The following is a 25623-nucleotide window of genomic DNA, read 5'->3' as shown; positions in this document are numbered from 1 at the left end:
CACATCTTTGAGTTAATTTCAATGCCGCATATCATAACCCGAAAAGTCGAATCTGTTGAGCAAAACTGGCTCAAACAACTATCGAATGCGATCTCTGACCCGACAAAACTGCTTGAAGCATTGGAAATAGACCCAACACCGTGGCAAAAAGGATTCGCAGCACGTGAGCTGTTTTCACTTCGAGTTCCTCTTAGCTTTGTGGAGCGAATGGAAAAAGGCAATCCACACGACCCTTTGCTAAGACAAGTTTTACCGCTAAGTGAAGAGTTTGAGGTGCACCAAGGCTATTCTGCTGACCCACTGGAAGAACAAGACAACGCGATCCCAGGGTTGCTGCATAAATACAAAAGTCGCGCGCTAATGATCGTAAAAGGTGGTTGTGCCATCAACTGTCGCTACTGCTTCCGCCGTCACTTCCCTTATCAAGATAACAAGGGCTCAAAGTCTGTTTGGCAAGTCAGCTTAGACTATGTGGCTCAACATCCGGAGATCAACGAGGTGATCTTATCTGGGGGCGACCCTCTGATGGCAAAGGACAGCGAACTAGATTGGCTTATCAATGCCGTCGAACAGATTCCGCATGTGAAAACCGTTCGTATCCATAGCCGATTACCGGTTGTAATCCCCGCTCGAGTGACGGATGAACTGTGCCAATTGTTAGCTCAAACTCGCCTCAATGTGGTGATGGTCAGCCATATTAATCATGCCAATGAAATCAACTTAGAGCTCAAACAAGCCTTCCATAAATTGAAACTAAGTGGTGCAACTCTGCTCAATCAAGGCGTGATGCTAAAAGGCGTGAATGACAGCGCTAACTCATTGAAAGAATTGAGTGAGAAGCTATTCGACGCCGGTGTTTTACCTTACTATATGCATGTGCTTGATAAAGTTCAGGGCGCCGCTCATTTCTATATTTCTGATGAAGAAGCCAAACACCACTTCAAAGGTTTGATCTCTGAAGTTTCTGGCTACCTAGTACCTAAGCTAACCCGCGAGATTGGCGGACGCAGCAGCAAGACGCCACTCGATCTATATATTGAATAGCGAGCGAGCTTCAAAAAGCGACTAAGCTCACCTGTAATGACAACACGTTGCTAAATGCACCTTCACGACAAAAATTTTTTGTTCGATCGTCCGGTCTATTATTAGCATACTCGGCTCTATTCTAAATTCTTAGGAGGGGTGATATGTCACAATTTATAGAACAAGCTCTCAACCTTGCCCCCTTTAGCTGGGCAGGCCTCGCAGCATGCATGTTGTGTGGTTCTTTAATCGGAATCGAAAGGCAAACACGCGGTAAACCCGTCGGGATCCGGACATCGATCCTTATCATTAGCGGTACTTACTTCTTCCTCACCATGGCGATTAGCCTATCCCCCAACACACTCGATCAAGCTCGTGTACTTGGTCAGATAATTACGGGGGTTGGATTCCTTGGTGCTGGGGTAATGATGACATTGGATGGAAAGATTCATGGTGTCACGTCTGCGGCGATTATCTGGGTACTCGCTGCATTAGGTATGATGATCGCACTTGGCCACCTTTCGCAGTCGGTTATTATCACGCTAATGGCGCTAGTGATTCTGCTTGGTGTCGACAAAGTAGAAAACAGCTTCCAGAGCTTACGCCGTGGTGTTCATCAGAAGTGGATGAGAAAAGTCCGCGTGAAGAAGTAACACCTCGTCGGAAGACATTTGGCCTTAGCTGCATTTTATTCTTAGCTACTGTTTCATCTTAAGAGTCTTTTTCCTTAGATAAAAAAGAGCCTAGCAAACGACTAGGCTCTAAACTGCAGTTCACGGATTAATGTACGTGAATAGACACTTGATTCTTGCCTGCGGCCTTCGCCTTATAAAGCTGCTCATCTGATGAACGAATACTCTGGTTTTCCCACAAGTGTCCAATGCTGTCGAACTTGTACAGAGAGTAAAGCGTCGCTCCCCCGGAGACTGATATATTAATCTTGTCACCGGTCGCGCATCGATAACTTTGTAAACTAATGTCATTTTGAATTCGTTCAAAGATCGATGAAAGTAATTCGGATGATTCGCCCGTAATCGCGACAACAAACTCTTCACCACCAAATCTAGCCACGATATCTTTCTGCCTAACGCTGTTCAGCATTAACTGAGCAACATGGCAAATCACCTCATCTCCCACCTTATGACCATACTGGTCATTCACCACTTTGAAATCATCGATATCAAATACGCCAACACCAATAATTGGCTCCTCATTTTGGTTCAGCAACCGAGCTTCAAAACCACGCCGATTATATAAACCAGTCAATGGGTCGAGCATCGCTAAATTCTTCAATCGCTTGTGCTCTTGCTTGGTATAAAACCGCCACAACCATAGCGCTGAGATAAAGTACAAAGCCAACAAAATCAGTAATTGAACCCGCTCCAGTTCCAGCAAATGTAAGAAGTGCTCACTCTTTCCTTCTTCAATAGTCAGGTATAACTCAGTATTAATTCCATCGACGTACAAAGGTCGTGAATAGGTAAAGTCCAACAGCCCATATTTGTTTACTCCTCTTGCGCTCGTCACCTTGTATCCATGAACGGGATTCGAGACGAGATTAGAGACGTAACCATCAACACCGAGTACTCCTTTAAACTCACCATCAACATAGATACCTTTGGTTAAGGTCACTACCTTCTTCCCTGTTAGGTAGTCATCGTATTGGCCGGTATACACCACTTGATCTTGACCCTGAGCTAAGCCAAAACGAATCGTATTCACCCAATAAGGGCGACTATTGACGACTGAATCAAAGGTATCACCTTTAATGTAACGGGCGAAATCGGAAGGCGACGATATAATAAATTTATCTTTGGAGATAAAGTAAATCGCAGAGATGGTATCAATGGTATTCGCAAAGTAAGCCATGGTGGGTGCGATAAACATGCGCCTACCTGCTTCTAAATGAAGCTCCGACTTTAGATCGCACATCTCACTTGGGCCAGAGAACATAAAATCAAATCGAGGTGCAGCTTGCTCTTCACTAATGAAGTAACACGTATCACCTTCGACCTTTTGCTCATGTGAGAATACGTAGATATCCCCATGCAGCGGATAAAGTGCGGTAATATTATATTCAAGCGCATTAATAATCTGTGTAAGCTCCGCTAAAGAGCGTGTCACGCCTTGGTTTTCAATTCCATACTGCTTTTCTGACTCTTCCGCTGAATCAACAAGTAACAAGCTAAAAACCACTAAAAAACTGGCGGTCAGACTTAAGAAAGCCTTTTTAAAATCGACGGTATGGGGATTAATCAAAGCATATAAGTCATCGTTGAAAATTTAGCGCACATTGTACCCACAAGTGAGAACATCGCAACAAGAGTATAAAACAACATGCTTACAGTAACGTTTAAGGAGTGAGATAGCAGATGTAGAATAACGCCCAAACATAGAAGTAAAGGCGTTGATAGGTTCAATCATAGATAGCTTTAAGCCTTGGCAAGAACGTCGCTCACCAATATTGAAACCAGCGCAGCTACCGTCTTACTTAGCGAAATTCACAATTGGGAAGCACGGGAAAAAACCATTGTCAGCACAGTTGATCAGGCCAATCTGTACACCTTCAATTTTATTGGTTTTGTTGAAGATACCAACCTGAACCGTCGACACCTCTGAAAGGTTCGCAGCGCCTACATCCACCATAGTGTTCCCTTCGGAATAGTTAACGAAACTCACGTTCGCGCCTTTTACATCATTAGTAATGTTAACTGCACCTAGGTTAACACCTGTTGTTTTACCTGCGTTCCAGTTAAAGAAACCTAGTGAAGCACCTGTCATTTCTTGGTTTACTTTTGATGCACCAAAAATACCAAGGTTCACACCTGTCGTGGTTTGCGTCTCAGACATACCAACAACTGCAAGGTCGACACCTTTAAGGTCATTGACTTGCCCGTGAAGCAGAGCCAGACGTACACCGCCAACCGCATCTGAATCCGGAGCGTTGAAACCATTGATCGTTGAAAACATAACAGGCGAAGAAGCAAATGCTGCCGGTGCCATTACCGCTGCAGATACAGCAAGTACTGAAAGTAATTTTTTCATTGGGGAGTCTCCACTGACTTATTGTTGACTTGATTAATCTATATTAAATCAAGTATTTATTGTCCTTCACTCAACAGCTATCCATGTTAAATCAATGTCATAACTGTACCATTGAATATAAGACCCTAAATCATAAAGAGCAATATTGAGCAGAGGATATCATGAGAGGCAAGAGTAAACATCGGCAGTCAGGTTTCTATAACTAGACGATAAAGATTCCCTATCACGCTCGTGCCTCGCTGTCGGGAGTGACGATTTCAAAGCATAAAAAAACGGAGACCGAAGTCTCCGTTTTCTAAAGCTTATGTATGACTTTCTCTATTACGAGAAAGGGGGATGATTACATCATGCCACCCATACCGCCCATGCCACCCATATCAGGCATTGCAGGGCCAGAATCTTGAGGCTTGTCAGTGATCATCGCTTCTGTTGTGATCATAAGACCAGCAACGGATGCTGCGAACTGAAGTGCAGAACGAGTTACCTTAGTTGGATCTAGGATACCCATTGCAATCATGTCGCCGTATTCGCCAGTAGCCGCGTTGTAACCGTAGTTACCTTCGCCAGCACGAACATTGTTAGCAACGACAGACTCTTCATCACCTGCGTTCTTAGTGATTTGACGAATAGGCGCTTCCATTGCACGTAGTGCAACACGGATACCTACGTTTTGCTCTTCGTTGTCGCCTTCAAGGCCAGCAACTTTAGATGCAGCGCGGATAAGTGCAACACCACCACCAGCAACCACACCTTCTTCAACAGCAGCGCGAGTTGCGTGAAGTGCATCTTCTACGCGGTCTTTCTTCTCTTTCATCTCAACTTCAGTTGCAGCGCCTACTTTGATTACTGCAACACCGCCAGCTAGCTTAGCTACGCGCTCTTGAAGTTTTTCTTTATCGTAGTCAGACGTTGCATCTTCGATTTGTTGACGAATTTGAGAAACGCGACCTTTGATCATCACTTCATCGCCCGCACCATCAATGATGGTTGAGTTTTCTTTAGTGATCGTAATGCGCTTAGCTTGACCTAGGTCTTCTAGCGTTACTTTTTCAAGGTCTAGGCCGATCTCTTCAGAGATAACCGTGCCGCCCGTTAGGATAGCGATGTCTTGCAGCATAGATTTACGACGGTCGCCGAAACCAGGTGCTTTAACCGCAGCCACTTTAACGATGCCACGCATGTTGTTCACAACAAGAGTTGCTAGCGCTTCGCCTTCGACATCTTCAGCTATGATAAGAAGTGGACGAGATGCCTTAGCAACTGCTTCTAGAGTCGGAAGAAGTTCACGGATGTTCGAAACTTTCTTGTCGATTAGAAGAATAAATGGGCTTTCTAGATCAACTGAACCGGCTTCTTGGTTATTGATGAAGTAAGGAGATAGGTAACCGCGGTCGAACTGCATGCCTTCAACTACGTCTAGCTCATCTTGCAGAGCCTGACCTTCTTCAACCGTGATAACACCATCACGACCTACTTTTTCCATCGCTTCAGCAATGATGTTACCCACTGTCGAATCAGAGTTCGCAGAGATAGTACCTACTTGAGCGATAGCTTTAGTGTCTGAACAAGGAACAGAAAGGTTCTTCAGCTCTTCAACAGCCGCGATAACCGCTTTGTCGATACCGCGCTTAAGATCCATTGGGTTCATGCCCGCAGCAACCGCTTTTAGGCCTTCAGCGATAATAGACTGAGCCAATACTGTTGCTGTCGTTGTTCCGTCGCCTGCCGCGTCATTCGCTTGCGAAGCCACTTCTTTAACCATTTGTGCGCCCATGTTTTGGAACTTGTCTTCAAGTTCGATTTCACGTGCAACTGAAACACCATCTTTAGTGATCGTTGGTGCGCCAAATGATTTGTCTAGAACAACGTTACGGCCCTTAGGGCCCAGCGTTACTTTTACTGCGTCAGCCAGAACGTTTACACCTTCTAGCATTTTAATACGTGCGTCGTTACCAAATTTAACGTCTTTAGCAGCCATCTTAATTTCCTTTAAAATTCTTTATTTAGTCAGTTCAGTTTGATGGGTCGGATTACTCAACGATCGCCATGATGTCGTTTTCAGACATGATCAGAACTTCTTTGCCGTCGATCTTTTCAGTTTTAGTGCCGTAGCCTTCAGAGAAGATAACGGTATCGCCAACTTTAACGTCCAATGGTTGTACTGAACCATTTTCTAAAATGCGGCCTTTGCCAACAGCTAGAATAGTACCGCGCGTTGATTTTTCAGCGGCAGAACCAGTTAGAACGATGCCACCAGCAGATTTAGATTCAACTTCTTGGCGCTCAACGATAACTCGGTCGTGTAGAGGACGGATATTCATCGGTCGTATCTCCTGATAATTTCCATTTAATTTGATAGTTGCCACGATTGGCATGGGGTTACCCAATATGTTGGGGCGAAGTGAAAGATCCCAAGGGGGGAAATAAAAAATTGTGATCGAAAGAGCAGATTCTCACCCCTCATCTTTCCTTGCTTTTCGTTTACTCGTATCCCACATCTGTTTATCCTACGGTTTTAGTTCCAACGGCGTTTTACATGCAAGATAAGCATGGGCTTCTCACGGCCCCGATAGCACAGACTCTACGCACCATGACCATACCGACTATCTTCGGCATGGTGGCGATCTTGATGTTTAACCTTGTCGATACTTTCTTTATCTCATTGCTCGGCACACAAGCACTCGCAGCGGTGAGCTTTACCTTCCCAGTCACCTTCGCCATAAACTGCATTACCATGGGCATAGGCATTGGCTTGTCGACATGTATTGGAAGATTACTTGGCCAAGGTTGCGCGCAAAATGCAGCTCGCTTTACTTGTCACGGTTTATTACTTGCGGTGCTTCTTGTTGGTTTTGCATCAACTCTGGGGCTTGTAACACTTGAACCCATGTTTGCCTTATTGGGGGCAGAACCCGAGTTACTGCCACTGATATCCGAGTACATGTCGGTTTGGTATTTAGCGATACCGCTGCTTGTTATTCCTATGGCAGGCAACAGCGCAATACGAGCCAGTGGCGACACCAAAACACCCGCCAAGATTATGATGCTGGCCGGCCTTATTAACGGCATTCTCGACCCGCTGCTGATCTTCGGTTACGGTCCTTTCCCAGAGCTAGGGATTCAGGGCGCAGCCATTGCCAGTGGCTTCAGTTGGTTTGGTGCGTTATGTGGTTCACTGTATGTGTTAACCATACGAGCAAAACTGCTTGCTCCGCCCAAACTAAAAAGCATCATCGATGACTGGAAACAGATCTTAACCATCGGCACACCCGCTGCTCTTTCTAATGCTCTGAACCCACTTGCTGGCGCCATAATCATGATGATGTTAGCCAAACAAGGAACAGAAGCAGTGGCAGCTTACGGAGCTGCCCAGCGTATTGAATCAATTTTGATCATCGTGTTGATGTCTTTAACTTCTGCCCTCACGCCTTTCATGGCACAGAACTTTGGCGCTGATAATCCACAGCGTAGTTTCAAAGCTCTGTTCTTAAGCATGCGCTTTGCGGTGATGTTCCAAGGTTTGATTTTCTTAATGATGGTGCCATTGAGCATCCCTTTAGCCGCCCTCTTTTCTCAAGAAGAGTCTGTGCGAGGCATCTTGTGGCATTACTTGTTAGTTGTCCCCTTTAGCTATGGATTCCAAGGCATTGTAATGATGCTGATCAGCGCGATGAATGCCATGCATCAACCACTCAAAGCCTTTCAATGGAGCTTCATGCGCCTGTTCGTATTTACATTGCCGTTTGCTTGGATAGGCAGCCAAATTGATGGCGTCGAAGGGTTGTTTATCGGCTTAGCATTAGGGAACATCATGGGGGGCATTTCAGGGTATTTGTTTGCGCTTCGTGTGAGAGCTCAAGCTAGCAAATAACTCTCTGTTATTGCCTACAGCGAGGGACGAGCGTGATAGGGAATCTCTCTTTATGTATGACAAGCTATACTAAACATAAGATTCCAGATATTTCGTTCCTCAATTCTGGAATGACGGGATAAGAAGGTAACGAGTAAACGATAATCTATTCCTCAAACTCCAGATACAAAAAAACGGCTACACTCACGCGCAGCCGTTCTAGTATTCAATGAAAGTTAAAACTATTTATCTAAAACAGTAACTACTTAACGATCACGTCACCTGACATTTCAACTGGGATATCAATACCAGACAGAGAAAGCATCGTTGGTGCAAGATCAGACAGTTTACCGCCTTCTTTGAACTCAACGTCTTTACTACCTACGTAGATAAGTGGCACTGGTAGGTTAGTGTGTGCAGTGTGGATGCCGCCCGTTTCTGGGTTTACCATCATTTCCGCGTTACCGTGGTCAGCGGTGATAAGCAGTTGGCCATCGGCTTCTTTGATTGCTTCAACCACTTTGCCAAGACATTCGTCTAGCGACTCTACCGCTTTAACCGCTGCATCGTAAACGCCAGTGTGGCCAACCATGTCACAGTTAGGGAAGTTACACACGATAGCGTCGTATTTGCCGCCTTTGATTGCTGCAACTAGCTTTTCAGTTAGCTCTGGCGCGCTCATTTCTGGTTGCAGGTTGTACGTTGCTACTTTTGGAGAAGCAACAAGCTGACGCTCTTCGCCTTCAAACTCGTCTTCTTTGCCGCCGTTGAAGAAGAACGTCACGTGCGCGTATTTCTCTGTTTCAGAGATACGTAGCTGCGTTTTGCCTTCTTTCGATAGCCATTCACCGTAGGTGTTCTCTAGAGAAGCCGGTGGGAATGCACATAGAAGAGGAATATCTGCTGCGTATTGAGTTAGCATCACGAAATCGATCGCTGGGAATACGTTACGAGCAAAACCATCGAAATCAGGAACGAATGCACGTGTGATTTCACGAGCACGGTCAGCACGGTAGTTCATGAAGATAACCGCATCGCCATCAACGATAGCGGCAGACTCTTCGCCTTCCGCTTTAATTTCAGTCGCTTTCACGAACTCATCGTTTTCGTCACGAGCGTAAGCCGCTTCTAGGCCAGCTACTGCAGTGTCGAATGTGAACTCTGCTTTTGCTTGAGTCAGCAGGTCGTAAGATTCTTGAACGCGATCCCAGTTGTTATCACGGTCCATTGCGTAGTAACGACCAATAAGCGAAGCAACACGACCTTTACCTAGCTTAGCGAATAGCTCTTGGAAACGTGCAAGTGTGTTTTCTGCGCTACGTGGCGGTGTATCACGACCGTCTAGGAATGCGTGTAGGTAAATTTTCTCTGCGCCACGCTCAGCTGCCATTTCAACAGCTGCATAGATGTGATCTTCATGAGAGTGAACGCCACCTGGAGACATAAGGCCCATGATGTGCACTGCTTTATCAGCTTTCACCGCTTTATCAACCGCATTCACTAGCGCTTCAGTTTGGCCGAACTCTCCATCTGAAATTGACTTAGTAATACGAGTAAGATCTTGATATACCACACGACCCGCACCGATGTTGGTGTGACCCACTTCAGAGTTACCCATTTGGCCATCAGGTAGGCCTACATCTAAGCCAGAAGCCGAGATTAGCGTGTTAGGTTGGTTAGCAATAAGACCGTCTAATACAGGTGTATTAGCGTTCGCGATAGCGTTGTCTTGGTTGTCTTCACGGTAACCGTAACCGTCAAGGATCACTAGAGCCATTGGCTTCTTAGCTGACATAGGACTGACCTCGTTCAATTCAAAATAAATCGGTATAAAAACAAATTAGCGTAATTTTACTACAGTTTACAGTCAAAACTGTAGCGGAAGATCAAGAAACGTCGCAGGTAGGATGATCGGATATGAAAAAAAGCGTCACTTAATGAATAAAGTCAGCGACATGATATCGCTGATAACTTACAGGTGCAGTGCAATTAAGGCACGAATCTAGATTACTAATAGGTTGAAATCACACCACAAGTGATACGTCACACCCTATCTCCGCACCTTTGCCTAAGAACATAATGACCAAGTACTGTGCGATACTGCAGCCTGATGAGGTTAGATCTCTGCACACCCCCACTCTGGGAAGTGCTTGCGCACGTAGGTATTCAAGTCTTTTTCTGATGAAGAGTAGACACGGCCTTCTTCTTTTTCATCCGATACCGATTCAACCATACCCGCACCTACTGTCACATTATTATGACGGTCAATCACAATGAATGACCCAGTTTGTGGCAGTGTTTGGTAAGTATCAACAGCAATTTTGTCCGTCAATACAATCTCAGACAAAGCAATCTCGTTAAGGTCTAACGTTTCACTCTCTTTGGCGTGCTGTTTTAATGTATTGACATCAATTTTATGAGGGATGCCAGTCACTTTACCAACACAAGATTTGGTCGCAAACTTAAAGATGTACTCTTTATGCGTACGCATTGGGTTCTCACCCATCCATACGATATGAGCATTGACCTTATTGGTGACTTTTGGCTCATGACCGTTGTGCACCAGCATATCACCCCGTGACACATCAATCTCATCTTCAAGAATTAACGTGATCGCTTGACCAGGACGTGCGGTATCCAGATCACCATCAAAGGTATAAATCGACTTTACTCGAGAGCTCTTACCTGATGGCAGCGCTGTCACTTCATCGCCCACTTGCACCAAACCAGACGCAAGCGTGCCACAGAAACCACGGAAGTTTAGATTAGGGCGATTCACGTATTGCACTGGAAAGCGCATATGTTCGAGGTCTTTATCTTGGTCAATTTTGACGGTTTCAAGCAGCTTCATCAGCGTTGCACCTGGATACCAATCCATCACCTCACTTGATTTCACCACGTTGTCTCCGTTCAGGGCTGAAATCGGCACAAAACGGATATCATCGATGTTGAAGTTCTTTGCCATTTCACGGTAATCAGCCTTGATCTTCTGATACACCTCTTGACTATAGTCCATCAAGTCCATTTTATTGACAGCGACAATGATGTGCTTAATACCCAACAAGCTACAGATATAGCTGTGACGGCGGGTTTGTGTCTGAATACCGTAACGAGCATCAACCATTACAATCGCTAACTCACAAGTAGAAGCGCCCGTCACCATATTACGCGTGTACTGCTCGTGTCCTGGAGTATCAGCGATGATGAACTTGCGCTTATCCGTTGAAAAGTAGCGGTATGCTACATCAATCGTAATACCTTGCTCTCGTTCTGACTGCAGACCATCCACCAAAAGCGCCAGATCAAAATCACCATCGGTGGTGTTAAATTTCTGAGAGTCTTTCTCAATCGCTGCCATTTGGTCTTCGTAAATCAACTTTGAATCATAAAGCAGACGACCAATCAATGTCGACTTACCATCATCAACGTTACCGCAAGTGAGGAAGCGCAATAAATCTTTGTTTTCATGAACTTTCAGATATGCTTCGATATCCGTTGCGATAAGCTCTGAGCTGTGAGACATATCGTTCTCCTAATCTTCTTTTCAGGCTTCAATGCCCTGTATAATTGGGTTGTCTACTCGAATGCTTTGCACTCTAGAGTATGGGAGCCTTAGCTCCACATCGCAGAAAGTGACTGTGTACCTTCTGCAATTACATTTCATTTAATGAGCGTAATACGCTGACAACGTGTTGATGAAATTTTGCTTGTCATCGAGCGTTAACGCGTTAATGCCTGCGGCTGCTTTACGGCCACCACCTGTGGCAAACGACGAGCAGATATCATCGGCCCCAACACGGTGGTTTAATGGTGCACGTACGCTCACCGTGTAATCTTGCTCGCTCGCGTTTAGCGTTAATACTGCATGCGCTAAGTCAGGGCTTTGATTTGCAAGCTCGTTTCCAAACACACCACTAATGCGCCTTGCCCAAGCTTCACACGGTAGCTCAAACACTTTACATTGGGTATCCGAGTAAGTTGGCGTGATGCTCAACACTTGGTTACGGTCTAGCTCGTAGCCTTTCTTCAGTGTGTGATACGGCGAGTTATCGTCATCGAGTAGCGATAGCGGATCGACGTAGCCAATGAGTTGCAAATAGAGCGCTGCTGGCTCTATGTGTAAATCGCTCAGCGTTGCACCATAACCGTTATAGTTAATCAAAGTACCTAACTCTTTTAAGAACTCGATCTCTGATTCGCTCAGGCCAATCTCTTGTGCCAACTTCTGGGCAGAAGAAAATAGGTTATCACCAAATGCCGCAGCCACAGCCCACTTAGCGTGTTTACCGCCTAGCCGTTGGTTAATCAATAAACTGGTGCAGATTTCCGCATCAAGATTGATTAATACGTCAAGGTTTTCAGATTTTGGGATATCGCCACTACGGTGATGGTCGCAGTAGAAAACTTTGACGTTGTTGCGTAGCAGTGCTGCAAGATCTGGTAAATTCTTCTCCATGGATATATCCAGCACCGTCACTGATCTGGCGTTGTCGATATCCACTTGTTTTAACAATTTGATGTCGCGCTTCACACCGGTAGTCAAAGTGGACTCTTTTGGCTCAGCGAATCGCAATTGCAGTAGTGCAATGATTCCATCTGCATCACCATTAAATACGTCATAATGCATTAATACTGCCCTCCTAGCTGCAAGTAACCTTTTTTCTCAAGTTCAGCTACGACAAAATCCGCGCAAGCTTCAATAGATAGCTCTGCAGTATGCAGATGGATTTCAGGATTCACCGGTGCTTGGTATTCTGAGTCGATGCCTGTGAAGTGTTTAATCTCACCGGCACGTGCTTTCTTGTAGAGCCCTTTAGGGTCGCGTGCTTCACACACCTCTAGCGGGGTATCGACAAACACTTCAAGAAATTCACCTTCAGTTACCAATTCACGCACTTGTTGGCGATCAGAAATAAACGGTGAGATAAACGCAGTTAACACAATATTGCCCGCATCAACAAACAGCTTAGCTACCTCACCGATGCGGCGGATATTTTCAATGCGGTCTGTATCTGAAAAACCTAAATCTTGATTGAGGCCATGACGCACATTATCGCCATCAAGCAGATAACTGTGCTTGCCCATTTGCAGCAGTTTACTTTCAACGGCATTTGCGACGGTGGATTTACCAGAACCACTTAAACCTGTGAACCAAAGTATGACTGGATTTTGCCCTTTTTGAGCCACACGATCTTGATGGGTCACTGTTGAGTTATGCCACACGACATCGTCACTCACCGAGTCATTATTTTCACGTTGGTATGGAGTCGTCATAACAGTTTAAAAATACCCTTCGCGTTTCTTCTTCTCCATTGAGCCAGAAGAATCATGATCAATAGCACGGCCTTGGCGTTCAGACGTTGTGGTGAGTAGCATCTCTTGGATAATTTCTGGCAGCGTTGCGGCTTCAGACTCTACCGCACCCGTCAACGGGTAACAGCCAAGTGTGCGGAAACGAACCATCTTTTCTTCAATCACCTCACCTTCTTTGAGCTCCATCCGCTCATCGTCTTTCATTATGAGCATACCGTCACGCTTAATCACTGGACGTTTTGCCGCTAGGTATAATCCTGGGATTTCAATATTCTCAAGGTAGATGTATTGCCAGATATCCAGCTCAGTCCAGTTTGATAAAGGGAACACACGAATGCTCTCGCCTTTATTTACTTTACCGTTATACACATTCCATAGCTCAGGACGTTGATTTTTCGGGTCCCAGCGGTGATGTTCATCGCGGAAAGAATATACACGCTCTTTGGCGCGAGATTTTTCTTCATCACGCCGTGCGCCTCCAAATGCAGCATCAAAACCATGCTTGTCCAGAGCTTGCTTCAAGCCTTGGGTTTTCATGATATCAGTATGTACAGAGCTGCCATGGACAAATGGGCTGATGTCCATCTCTACCCCTTCAGGGTTTTGATGCACAATCAACTTCATACCCACTTTTTCCGCCATATAGTCACGAAACTGAATCATTTCTTTAAACTTCCACGTGGTATCTACGTGCATTAACGGGAACGGAGGCGTCGCTGGCGCAAATGCTTTTTGTGCTAGGTGGAGCATCACCGAAGAATCTTTACCGACAGAATATAGCATTACCGGGTTATCAAACTCAGCGGCAACCTCACGCATGATATGAATAGACTCAGCTTCTAATTGCTTTAGATGAGTCATACGCTCTGAAGAAATATTCATTTCAAAGAAGTCCTTAAATTACAATCCAATAAAGGCAGGTATTGCGATTAACACAATCAAGCCATAAAGCAGGCACATCGGTACGCCTACTTTCACAAAATCTTGCAGCTTATACTGTCCCGCATTAAACACCATCAAGTTAGTTTGGTAACCATATGGGCTAATAAAACTGGCGCTAGCACCAAACGCGACTGCAAGTATATACGCTTGAGGGTTTGCAGATAAACTCGAAGCCAATTCGATTCCAATAGGAAGTACGAGTGCAGCCGCCGCATTGTTAGTGACCAACTCTGTCATTAACCACGCCAACAAATAAACAACAATCAAGCCCGTCAGTGGAGTAAACAAATAATCATATGAATGAACCATTGTTTCTAGCCCACCCAAAGCACCACTATTTGTTAAAGCCTGAGACAAGAGCAGGGCGGAGGATATAATTAACCAAACATTTTTAGGTAAACGCTGCAGAACCTCATTAGCCGTTAAACACCCAGACAACAAAAGTGCACCTAATAATATCAACATCACTTTAAAAAGAGACACAACACCTAACGCCGCCAACAAGATAGAACCGAGAAACCCAACAACAGTCAGCTTTTCTCTCCACCCACTTAAGCACTGATCCGTTTCAACTTCGCTCAATAAATAAAAATTCTTACGGATATTATTTCTTGAATAGTGATCGTTTCCCACTGCAAGCACTAAGTAGTCACCAGCCTCAAGCGTCACTTCACCAAGCTTACCCGACAACGCCACCCCATCGCGTTTAATCGCAACGACAGCAGCATCAAACAAAGCACGAAAGCCTGAATGTTTAAGTGTTTTTCCGACCAAGTTACTTTCCGGTTTAATAACCACTTCGGAGAGATTATCAAGGGGTAAGCCACTATTACTCGCAAACAAAGAAAGCCCATTGAATTCCCTTAGTATCGTGATCTTCTTAACGTCACCACTAAACAACAAGCGATCATTGGGTGCAATAACCTCTTGAGGAGTCACAGGCGATATCAAGCGCCCCTCTCTCAATATTTCGACCAAAAATAACGACTCTAAATGTCGAAGACCATTTTGCTCTACAGACTTTCCGATTAGCTCTGAATCTGAAGCGACTTCAGTATCGATAATATAATCACGGATCTGAACTTGGTTCTTGTCGTACTCTGGCAATAATGGGCTTAATGCAAACAAAAGCACCCCACAACCCACAACCAAACATAAGCCCACCACGGTAAAGTCGAAAAACCTCAAACTGGGCAAACCTGAGTCGATAACCAAACTATTGACGATTAAGTTAGTGGACGTTCCAACTAAGGTTAAGGTTCCACCCAGTATGGCAGCATAAGAAAGAGGGATAAGTAGTTTACTGGCTTTGTGATGCGGGTTGTTGCGGATCGGTGCCAACATAGTGGAAACGACCGCAGTATTGTTCAATATCGCTGAAGAAAAAGTGGTTAAGCTGAATAACCTGAGCAAGGTGAAACGATAGTTAGGTCCAATAACATAGTTGGTAACTACTCTTAGTAGCTTCGTTTTCTCTAATGCTACAGAGCAAATAACCAACAGCATCAAAGTTAATAAACCCATATTTGAAAAGCTTTGGATAACCTGTTCTGTCGTAACAAGAGAGCTGGTAAAAAGCACTAACAACAATACACCAAACACTCTATCAGACTGAGATTGAAAGCGTATCAAGCCGCAAATTGTTGCAACGAATAAGCCAAGTACCTGAACAGCAGGATTAATTAACCAATCAAGCAAAACCAATGCTCCAAATAAACGAATTAAGGTATGAGAATACAAACACCAAAGAGAACAGCCTATCATGGTGACGTTATAGGCTTAAGTATAGTGACACCATAAAACAGGGAAATACAAGTGTCAGTTCATGGCTCTCGTCAACACTAAAATTCACTAACGAACACTGACTTCGCTACTTAAAGTTGTGCTTATCATTCAATAACCTACGATCTAAACAGCCACATTCACTACAGGTTTAGCCCCTTGCCTAAGCCTCTTACAATACAAGACTGATTCTAAAAAACGTCAAAGATACGTAAGAAAGCAAGAGAAAAATTAAACGCGGTCGCCCGAGCCTTTACCTAATACTGTTTGAATAATGTATTGGAAGTAAAACTTAGTATTCAACGTGTTAATCATGCGTTGATCCCACTCCGCTAATTTTTTCGGTGTCGACATGTCGATATCATTGATTTGAGCCAATCCCGTCACACCAGGCCTAACCGACAATACTCCTCTCGACTCTCTCTCATCAATCAACTCTTGTTGGTTAAACAGACATGGTCTTGGGCCAACTAAACTCATTTCACCTTTAAGCACGTTGTATAGCTGAGGCAGTTCATCAAGCTTGGTTTTACGCAGGAATCCACCGAGCTTGGTCACTGAACTCGCTCCAACTAAATGAGTCGCGACAGATTTTGTTTCGACAGGCATTGTGCGGAATTTAACCAAGGTGAAAGGTTTTTTGTTACGACCTACACGCGTTTGAAAAAAGACAGGCGACCTTGTATCAAAGTAACCAAGGATACAAATAAGGAGAAATACTGGCCACAGGAACAACAGACCAAAGAGAGCAAAAAAGAAATCCAATAAACGAATCAAAATATAAGTCCTATTAAATTTGAATTAAAAACTGGGGCGATATAAGTACTACTAATTAATCAAAAACACCTGAAGAACTTATGGATAAGAAAGTAACAAGCTATCTAAAACACATCAATGCGACTTCAAGTACGCTTCTACTGTTCTTTTGATTCCTTGCTTAAAGGTCACGGGAGGTGTCCACCCCAGAATTTCCTTCGTCAAACAAATATCAACTTGGAGGTTGCCACATACTCTTTGTGCGACTTGTTGTTTTTTTAACACTGAAGCACTCAGCTCTATCCAAGACATAGGAACGGGTATAAGCCTCGGTGTTTTTCCCATAGATAGAGCAATTGTTCGCATTAATTGAGTTGTCGATACATCATGGTCATCAGAAGCCAAAAATGTATGCCCTGGAGCCAAAGGGTGTTCACAGCACACCAGTATCAAACTGGATAGATTATCCAGATACACCAAGCTTCGACGGTTCTTTATGGCACCAAACGGTAATGGAATACCCTTGTCAATCAAACGCATCATAGATAAGAAATTCGCTTTTACGCCAGGTCCATAAACTAATGGCGGCCTGATAATAACCACTTCTAACCCTGTATCTTTTGAGAGCTTAGCCACCTCAACTTCAGCTTCATACTTACTCAAACTGTAAGGGTCTTGAGGAGTATTATTTAAATTCGGCCCAAAGGGTAAATTGGGCTCGCTAAACTCACCGTTTACTTTGATCGAACTAACAAAGACAAATCTCTTAACGCCCGCATCAGCTGCCTGCTTCGCTAAGTTCAATGTACCCAGTGTATTAATATCTCGATAGGCTATCACTGCATCTTGCTCGACCTCATTCATTTGATGAACACGAGCTGCACAGTGAACAACACAATCGACACCTTCGAATGAACCCGACCAATCAGTAGATGCGCCAATAGAAGGAACAACCAAGCTATTAGTTAGTGGACCTATTTGCTTACGCACAACCGGAGTGACTGCCCAGTCACGCTCTCTAGCCAACTCAACAACTCTAGAGCCGACAAAACCAGTGCTGCCTGTGACTACAATTCTCATAATGCAAAAAGCCTAAAAGTAGAACAAATAACAAACAATATTAACAGTAAACGTACCGAGTGACACATAACAATCAATTACAACTAGCTTACCGCACTCAACGACATTAAAATACATTCTAAAAACTATAACTATCAAACTTAAGAAGCTCAGTGGCTCGCTAAGGAACACCATGATCAGACCAATACATATATTGCTTAATGCCAAACGTAAGAACAAGCGTTTCATCAGTATTGGCTATGATATTTTCGCTATCGTGATTTCACTCTATTTAGCCATTGCCTTAAGGCTTGGAAATGCATTTTTTTCAGTCGAAATAGAGGAGCTAATAACTCTTTTTATTACTGTTTCAATCACAATTTATAGCTTCGTTAAATTAGGAATGTACCGAGCGGTTCTACGCTATATGATGCTACCAGCCGTTGGCAACATCTTCTTTGGGGTTATAATATCGACCCTAGCTTTAATAATGAGCGGATTTTTTTTCCAGTCGTTCATCCCTAGAAGTGTCCCATTTATATATGCTGGCTTAGCTACCCTGACGCTAGGTGGCCCCAGAATACTTATCCGTTCAATTTATTATCACTGGTTTAAGCGCCAAAAGCCCAATGTGTTTATTTATGGCGCAGGGGCTACGGGCCGTGACTTAACATATGCTCTGATTCAGGGTGATGAGTACAACCCAGTAGTTTTACTTGATGATGACCTAACAAAATCAGGTCAAATTTTGTTTGGGCTAAAGGTCCACCATCCAAGTGAATTTGAACATCTTCAATCACTTTACCAACCCGTAAAGCTCCTGTTAGCAATTAATGGCATTAATAAAGGTGAGCGTTTAAGGTTGGTTGAAAAGTTGTCACACTGGCCAATCGCAGTGCAATCTGTACCATCCGTGGAAGATATAGCAGCGGGTAAAGCAACTGCAACTGACGTGAAAGATCTTGATGTTGCAGATCTACTTGGAAGAGCAGCTGTTGACCCGGACAAAGAACTTTTAGCACAAAACATTTTTAATAAGAATGTGATGGTTACTGGCGCCGGAGGGTCTATCGGTTCTGAGCTATGTCGTCAGATAATGTCACAGAAACCAAAAACACTTGTGTTGTTTGAGCTAAATGAATACAACCTCTATAAAATCGACCAAGAACTAAATTTGACAAAAACAAACTTAAAAAGCGAGACTCGAATCGTCGCAGCTCTTGGCTCAGTTCAGAGACAAAACCGCTTAGAAAAACTTATGGCAGCACATGGAATTGAATCCGTTTATCATGCTGCAGCTTATAAGCATGTCCCTTTAGTTGAAGACAATATTGTTGAAGGCGTACGTAACAATGTGTTTGGCACACTGGCTTGCGCAGAAGCCTCAATCCAAACAGGGGTAAAAAACTTCACTCTCATCTCAACAGATAAAGCAGTAAGACCAACTAACGTGATGGGCGCAACCAAGCGCATGGCTGAGCTGGTTCTTCAAGCATTGGCCGATAAGCAAAACACCACCAATTTCACAATGGTACGCTTTGGCAATGTCCTAGGATCCTCAGGTTCGGTTGTTCCATTATTTAAAAAGCAAATTAAATGTGGCGGTCCTGTAACAGTCACTCACCCTGACATCATTCGGTACTTCATGTTGATACCAGAAGCGGCACAATTAGTTATCCAAGCGGGAGCTATGGGGCACAATGGCCAAGTTTTTGTGCTTGATATGGGGGAGCCAGTCAAAATACTTGACCTAGCAAAACGCATGATTCATTTGATGGGTATGCAAGAGAATGTAGAAGGCGACTCTCAAGAAGGCGATATCTCTATAAAATTCACAGGTTTACGCCCAGGAGAAAAGCTCTATGAAGAGCTTTTGATTGGGGATAATGTGGAAGGCAGCGGCCATCAAAAAATAATGACAGCCAGAGAACTAATGTTGAATTGGAGTGAAATGCAGCCACTTTTGGAACAACTCGATGGATGTTGCCATAACTTTGATGAAGAATGCATTATGAGGATTCTATTGGATGCACCAACTGGGTATAAACCCAATACTAACGAATAACACCAAGTTCATCGTAAACTCTTAGAGTTTTTTCAAATACCATTTCTTGAGAAAACTCTGTTTCAACTTTCTGACGCCCCTTAATGCCAAATTCAAGAATTTTTTCATCACTCTCAAGCAATGCCCGTAAACAGTTAGCAAGTGAAATTGCATCTTCAGGTTGCGCCAGTAAACCGTTAACATTATGAGATACGATTTCACGACAACCAACGACATCGGTTGTGATTATCGCTCTTTGGCAAGAGGCCGCCTCGATTAAGATTCGAGGGACACCTTCACCATATGTAGTAGGCAAACATACTATATCGTTTTCTTTTATTAGCTTAGGCATATTTTGCACGTTACCTAACCAATTAATATCACCAGAGCTTGCCCAAGCCTCTACCTGGTAAAGAGGAATAGCAGAAGCAACGTCGCTATCAATAATTCCCGCAACATTAAGCGTAAATTCAACACCTTGGTTTTCTAAAATCTGCTTTGCTTCGACTAAGCAGGCCAACCCTTTTTCGTTCAAAAGTCTAGCTCCGAATAATACATTCTTATTTAGAGGTGACATTGAAGGACAAAAGCGATCTAGATCAATTCCAGCACCTTTGATAACTCGACCATTTTCGAATTTTAACACACCAATTTCATCAAATAATTTATAATCTTCACCATTTTCAAAAATGAAACGTGATTTAGAAATAGATATACACTTATAGAGTGTAGTGATGATGTGTTTCAATAGATTAAATTTAATCGAGTTAGAACTAAAAACTGCACCTAACCCCGTCACACTATATATTATCGGTTTATGAAAAAATACTCTATTTAACAATCCCGTATATATGTTAGGCTTAATTGTTACACAATGTATTAATTCAGGTTGAATATCATCTAATATTTTCTTAAGATTATAAACGCTAAAAACCTCTCGAAAAAAATTAACACTTTTTCTTTTGACCGACAATTGATGGCAAATAAATCCCCTAGAAACCAATTCATGTTTAATATCGTCATTTGAAAAGTTGCTAACAATATGTATCTCAAACCCCAAAGATTTGAAGTACTCTGCACGTTCCAACCAATGGAGACGAAAATACCAATCAACATTTATTACGTAAACGATCTTTTTACTCATACTTGCCACTTCGATTAGTTAGACCGTGAAAAACCCCTTTTATAATACATCTAAATTGCATAAACCTAGGTTTGAGAAATACACAAAAAATGAGTGCTTGTAAGCTTGATCTTATAAGAGTGTAAACTTTCCAACTCAATGGTATGTATGCCCTTTGTAGCAAACGGCAAAAATTACGATAATAGTAATAATGACGTACTGGGGAATGAGTTGTAAGGCTTTGACCTAAAACTTTCAACGGAGCACCGCCAACCTTATGATACATTTTCGCATTAAATGCAGCGATACAAACATAATTTTTACTCTTCGCTCTAAATCCCCATTCAATATCAACACAATCAATGAATAGCCCCTCTTCCATATAACCAATATCATCAAGCGTAGCCTTTGAAATAAGGCAACCAGAAGCTATCAGAAAGTCACATGGAGAAAAGGTATTTTCACTTCTATCACTCGACAAGAACCTATTGACACTATACCTAGATGTACGAATAAACAAACATTCAGAAAATGTATCTTGATCTATATGAACAGGACCAACGGCTGCAACTCTTTGACCTTCAAATTGAGCTGCTTGTCGAGCTATAAACAACTCTTTTACCATTGATTCAGATGGAACACTGTCTTGATCAAACAAAATAAAGTCAATAAAACCCTCACTTAATGCCTTGTTAATACCAATATTTTGAGCATATGCAATCCCCATGTTGTCCGATAAAAATGTCACTTCGACTTGTTCAGAGTCATCTATATCTATTGGCACAGAGGAATTATTATCAATTATATAAATTTTCGAAACTTGTAGCTTCAATTTGTCGACTAATAACTTAAGTTCTTCTTGGACGGGATTGAACGTAATAATTATCGCAGAAACTTCTTTTTTGTTTTCAAGCATAAATTTATCATCATTTAATTTTAAACACTGATTATAACCACAACTAATAACAACCGAAAAATAAAATGACGACAATTTCTCAATTAAGGAGTGGGTTAAAAATTATATAATTCAACCCAACCAGATCATTTATTATTAAAGGTATGATTTGTATATTCCATCAAGATTATCTACTTGATCACTAAAATATGCGATTGAATCTTTAGGCAAGTCAATATCATCTCCAAGCTTCAGCTTCTCATAATGGGTGATAACATTATTTATTGCATTCTCTAACTTCTTTGAATCAGAAGAAAATGGAATAACATTCCCATTTTCTCCTTCAATAATACACTCTGTAACACCACCGGAATCAGTAGTAATAACCCAAACATTTCTAGCAATAGCCTCCCTGACGGTAAGACCAAAGCTTTCTTTACATCTTGAGGGGAATAACAACACATCGATAGATTCAAAAAAATCATCAATATTATTTTGGTTATACCCAGGAACTATAGTGCAGTTATTTATGCTAGATACAACATGATCCGGATAAGACTTATGTCCTAAATTTATCATATTATCAACTATTTTCAAAAAAGCTTTAGAATTATTAACATTAGAGAAAGCTTTTAATACCAAGTCGCTGCCTTTAATAGGAGTATTTCCGCCGACATAACCAAAAGTTATACTACCGTCAAATTTTTTAACTATTGATGCTTTAGGCATAAGAATACCATTTCTATCAACGGTTAAAGGCTTAGGGTGCATATTATTGAGATCATGAAGCTCTGCAGTATAACTACTCGGAGCTAAAACTTCACATGCATTTTTGAGATAGTGCCTGAGTTCAGCATCTCGAAGTGAAGGCGTTTTTTGATTATCTGTACAGTTCTTACACTTGCTTAAATCAATTTTATCTTGACCACAGAACTCACCTTTTGAATCGATCATAAACTGCTTATAACATAACCACCAAGCATCATGAACAGTAACAATATAGTTTATATTTTTATCAATGCAACTTTGAAGAGCACCGATTCCCAGTCCTTGCAAGCAATGTGCATGAGCCAGATCAGGCTTAACCACCTCTAATATTTTTGCTACTGGCTTTACAATTGATTTGTTATTGTAAAGTTCCATATCCTCATTTGGTACAGGTACACCGAATACAGTTACACCTTCTACCTCATAACGAACAGGCTCGTAAGCTCGTAAAGCATCATCAACAGGAAGAGTAGTAACCACATACACTTCATAGCCTTTATGTTTTTGTAAAAGCTTATTTATTTGCTCTGTGACAATCGTAGCACCACCAAAAGACCTCGGAGAATAAAAAACGTTGAATACAACTATTCTTGGTTTGGTCTTAATACAACTATAGTCTCTTACAATTGGCATTAGCTGAGTGTTTGCTATCGATTCTGTATTATAGCGGGCCAAGACTGTAGTATTTGCATTAATCGCCATGTCTTGTCGCGTTTGCTCACAACAAACAAGCTTTGTCAGCTTGTCAAACCACTCAACCTGATCACTAGCTATATAACCATTTACCCCATCGTCGATGACATCGATAAAGGCACTCAAAGGAGACGATACTGAAGGAAGTTTTACTATAGATGCTTCGATATATTTAATATTACTTTTAGCTTCATTAAATATATATTTCTCTAAGGGTGCAATACTGATATCGCACTCAGATAGCAAGCGTAAATACTCAGAGTAGCTACAAAGTTCAAAGCGTTCTACTTGAGCATCAAGGCCATCAAAGCTGGATGGTAGCTCCAGTAAACCTATGATTCTAAAAATTACCTGAGAGTTTTCTCTCAGTACTTTCGCAATAGACGAAGCGGCTTCTTCGAAATCAATATTATGAGTTGATGTGCCTGACCCATATACTATCCTAATCTTATTATCTATTTTCTGTTTCTTTTCCGAACTCTTTAATATCTCATTAGCTAGCTGAAGAGTTTCTGAATCTAAGCAATTTTCAAGTATGAAAACATTTTCAACTCCTTCAGCATTCATAGACTCAGCTAAACCAGAGGTCGAAGAAATTGCCATATCACACGCAAGAAGTGCTTGCTTATAAGAATTAGCGCCTTCCAAAACTTGAGTTCTAACTTCACTCGAGAGATCACTAACAGTTTTACTTTCTGCTAGTATAGCTTCGTTAAAGATAAGGTCATCGACTTCCCAAAAAGTTTTTACATTGAGGCGTTTACACTCTTCAATCAAAGCCAATACAGTATCAGTGCTCGGAACCCGATAAAAAATAACTACTGACGAATGGGATATACTCGTTCTCGACTGATAGTAATCAGTCCAAGAAACCACTTCGCACTTAAAACCTAGTAGCTCCAGCATTTCCTTTTTCTGTGTAACTCTGTATTTAGTACACTGTTGTATACTTAACTCAGCGATGATTGTTACTGAGTTTAGACAAACGCCATGAGCTAATACTGAAGGTTTGTTGATAAAGTCTCTCTCAGTCAAACTATGGACATGTCCTCTCGCTGAATTATTTAAAGCTGTGCGTACTAGAGTGCGTAACCCACCTGACTTAAATACTTGAAAAGCATAATTTAAGGTATTTCTGAGACCTTTCTGATGAATAATTCGAGGCAGATAAAGAACGAGCTCCTTCACTCTCTTTATTTTTGAAAGTACGGCTATAATTGGCTGTACAGCTCTCCAAGTGTTAGAGCTTTCAATAGCCCTTAAACGGTTAACCGTGCTATCAAGAGCATTGACTTGCTCTTCTAACAATTCAACTTTATGACTTAATGAGTTATTTTCATCTGTCAAAATACTTACTTCATCTAAAACTTTGCTTCTGAAGAAGTCAGATCTTGAGTATAAGTCAAAGAAGTTATGGTATTTGTCAGAAGGAAAATTTATGTCGACACCAATGCGAGTATAGAACTCGTCGAGTATTGCCTTAGCCGATGCAAATTTACCGATACTAATTAGGTAATCATGTAACTTATGATATTTAGAAGAATCAGAGCATTCAGAACGTACGACATATGACAAGAATTCTAGGTCAAAATCCAAAAAGTGACGTTCAACACGAAACTGTTCATACTCACTTCGGAAAAACTTTGAGTCGTTGATAGCCAAACTCAAATTCTCACCGTCTCCTCTCACCCGATACGCAGACAATTTATGGTTAAGTAATGTAATATCTTCAGTAGAAGATAACCTTAACCACATGTCATAGTCTTGAAGTTGAAGTAACCTTTCATCGAAATAACCATACTCCTCAAAGATGCCTCTATGTAACATCGCTGAAGTCGCACACAACATATTTCCACAATCAATGAAATGTTTTTTTATCTCTAAACTATTAAAATCCTTATTAAATATTTTAGATAATTCGTGACCACATATATTTTTTTCATCATCAATTGTGTCGACCCAAGTGAAAGAAAAACGAGCCCCACTCTCAAGCATCAACTTCAATTGCATTGCTAGTTTGTTATTGTAATAAAGGTCATCACCTGAAAGTAAAGTAATATAAACCCCCTTTGCAGATCTAATTGCCAAGTTAGATGCATGTGAAGGGAAGGTATTATTATCCAGAGCAATTAATTTAATTTTATTGCTTTCAGATTTATACTTGTTTACTACTTCAACTGTACCATCTGTAGAGTTATTATCGACAATAATTAGCTCAAAGTTTTTATAAGTTTGAGATAAACAACTTTCAATAGAATCTGAAATGTAATTTTCATGATTATAAGTAACCATGCATATTGAAATTAGAGGAAGGCTCGATTCGTTCATAA

General features: G+C 42.1%; 19 protein-coding genes. 4 read left to right on the top strand and 15 right to left on the bottom strand.

Annotated features, from left to right (window positions below):
• Positions 1-21 precede the first annotated feature (21 nt).
• Complete coding sequence (gene epmB, locus ACED60_RS07975; protein ID WP_371727276.1) at positions 22-1044, top strand: EF-P beta-lysylation protein EpmB; 1023 nt, start codon at positions 22-24, stop codon at positions 1042-1044.
• 143 nt (positions 1045-1187) lie between these two features.
• Positions 1188-1676, top strand: coding sequence for an MgtC/SapB family protein (locus tag ACED60_RS07970; RefSeq protein WP_009847921.1), 489 nt, complete (start codon positions 1188-1190; stop codon positions 1674-1676).
• A gap of 127 nt (positions 1677-1803) precedes the next feature.
• Here the strand turns inward: ACED60_RS07970 and ACED60_RS07965 are convergent, their stop codons facing one another.
• The 4 genes from ACED60_RS07965 to ACED60_RS07950 form a co-directional block, all read right to left on the bottom strand.
• On the bottom strand, positions 1804-3237 hold the full coding sequence (locus ACED60_RS07965) for a diguanylate cyclase (RefSeq protein ID WP_371727282.1): 1434 nt from the start codon (positions 3235-3237) through the stop codon (positions 1804-1806).
• A gap of 273 nt (positions 3238-3510) precedes the next feature.
• Positions 3511-4068: a VC2662 family protein gene (locus ACED60_RS07960; protein WP_371727275.1), complete on the bottom strand. Its 558-nt coding sequence runs from the start codon at positions 4066-4068 to the stop codon at positions 3511-3513.
• A 340-nt stretch (positions 4069-4408) separates the two neighbouring features.
• Positions 4409-6046 carry a chaperonin GroEL gene (gene groL, locus ACED60_RS07955; protein WP_371727273.1) on the bottom strand — a complete coding sequence of 546 codons (1638 nt, stop codon included), beginning with the start codon at positions 6044-6046 and terminating at the stop codon, positions 4409-4411.
• A gap of 52 nt (positions 6047-6098) precedes the next feature.
• Positions 6099-6389: a co-chaperone GroES gene (locus ACED60_RS07950; RefSeq protein WP_004733324.1), complete on the bottom strand. Its 291-nt coding sequence runs from the start codon at positions 6387-6389 to the stop codon at positions 6099-6101.
• Between the two features lie 215 nt (positions 6390-6604).
• On the opposite strand from ACED60_RS07950, the gene ACED60_RS07945 reads away from it, so the two are divergent.
• Positions 6605-7939, top strand: coding sequence for an MATE family efflux transporter (locus ACED60_RS07945; RefSeq protein WP_371727271.1), 1335 nt, complete (start codon positions 6605-6607; stop codon positions 7937-7939).
• 241 nt (positions 7940-8180) lie between these two features.
• On the opposite strand, the gene gpmM is transcribed toward ACED60_RS07945, so the two are convergent.
• The 8 genes from gpmM to ACED60_RS07905 all read right to left on the bottom strand — a co-directional run bounded on the left by gpmM (position 8181) and on the right by ACED60_RS07905 (position 17791).
• Positions 8181-9713 (bottom strand): 2,3-bisphosphoglycerate-independent phosphoglycerate mutase, encoded by a 1533-nt coding sequence (gene gpmM / locus ACED60_RS07940; RefSeq protein ID WP_371727270.1) that lies wholly within the window; start codon positions 9711-9713, stop codon positions 8181-8183.
• A gap of 321 nt (positions 9714-10034) precedes the next feature.
• Positions 10035-11441 (bottom strand): sulfate adenylyltransferase subunit CysN, encoded by a 1407-nt coding sequence (gene cysN, locus ACED60_RS07935; protein WP_009847927.1) that lies wholly within the window; start codon positions 11439-11441, stop codon positions 10035-10037.
• 141 nt (positions 11442-11582) lie between these two features.
• Positions 11583-12545, bottom strand: coding sequence for a hypothetical protein (locus tag ACED60_RS07930; RefSeq protein WP_009847928.1), 963 nt, complete (start codon positions 12543-12545; stop codon positions 11583-11585).
• A complete protein-coding gene (cysC, locus tag ACED60_RS07925) occupies positions 12545-13192 on the bottom strand; it encodes an adenylyl-sulfate kinase (protein ID WP_371727269.1) in 648 nt (215 codons plus the stop codon). The genes ACED60_RS07930 and cysC overlap by 1 nt, the downstream gene beginning before the upstream one ends.
• 6 nt (positions 13193-13198) lie before the next feature.
• Positions 13199-14113 carry a sulfate adenylyltransferase subunit CysD gene (gene cysD, locus ACED60_RS07920; RefSeq protein ID WP_009847930.1) on the bottom strand — a complete coding sequence of 305 codons (915 nt, stop codon included), beginning with the start codon at positions 14111-14113 and terminating at the stop codon, positions 13199-13201.
• Positions 14114-14131: 18 nt separating this feature from the next.
• A complete protein-coding gene (locus ACED60_RS07915) occupies positions 14132-15871 on the bottom strand; it encodes an SLC13 family permease (protein WP_009847931.1) in 1740 nt (579 codons plus the stop codon).
• Between the two features lie 315 nt (positions 15872-16186).
• Positions 16187-16735, bottom strand: a complete 549-nt coding sequence (locus tag ACED60_RS07910) for a sugar transferase (protein ID WP_086027548.1) — start codon at positions 16733-16735, stop codon at positions 16187-16189.
• Positions 16736-16846: 111 nt separating this feature from the next.
• Positions 16847-17791, bottom strand: coding sequence for an SDR family oxidoreductase (locus tag ACED60_RS07905; RefSeq protein WP_009847933.1), 945 nt, complete (start codon positions 17789-17791; stop codon positions 16847-16849).
• A gap of 172 nt (positions 17792-17963) precedes the next feature.
• Between ACED60_RS07905 and ACED60_RS07900 the strand changes: the two genes are divergently transcribed.
• Positions 17964-19835 (top strand): polysaccharide biosynthesis protein, encoded by a 1872-nt coding sequence (locus ACED60_RS07900; RefSeq protein ID WP_371727268.1) that lies wholly within the window; start codon positions 17964-17966, stop codon positions 19833-19835.
• On the opposite strand, the gene ACED60_RS07895 is transcribed toward ACED60_RS07900, so the two are convergent.
• From ACED60_RS07895 to ACED60_RS07885, 3 genes are all read right to left on the bottom strand, one after another.
• Positions 19825-20958 (bottom strand): glycosyltransferase family 4 protein, encoded by a 1134-nt coding sequence (locus tag ACED60_RS07895; RefSeq protein WP_371727267.1) that lies wholly within the window; start codon positions 20956-20958, stop codon positions 19825-19827. The genes ACED60_RS07900 and ACED60_RS07895 overlap by 11 nt on opposite strands.
• Positions 20951-21853: a glycosyltransferase family 2 protein gene (locus ACED60_RS07890; RefSeq protein ID WP_371727266.1), complete on the bottom strand. Its 903-nt coding sequence runs from the start codon at positions 21851-21853 to the stop codon at positions 20951-20953. The genes ACED60_RS07895 and ACED60_RS07890 overlap by 8 nt, the downstream gene beginning before the upstream one ends.
• Before the next feature lie 135 nt (positions 21854-21988).
• Positions 21989-25621 carry a glycosyltransferase gene (locus ACED60_RS07885; RefSeq protein WP_371727265.1) on the bottom strand — a complete coding sequence of 1211 codons (3633 nt, stop codon included), beginning with the start codon at positions 25619-25621 and terminating at the stop codon, positions 21989-21991.
• Positions 25622-25623 lie beyond the last annotated feature (2 nt).

The sequence above is a fragment of the Vibrio sp. 1F279 genome, assembly GCF_041439815.1.
In the GTDB taxonomy this organism is placed as follows: domain Bacteria; phylum Pseudomonadota; class Gammaproteobacteria; order Enterobacterales; family Vibrionaceae; genus Vibrio; species Vibrio tasmaniensis_A.
The sequence above is the reverse complement of the archived record's forward strand: the minus strand, read 5'-3'. Positions and strand labels throughout refer to the sequence as shown.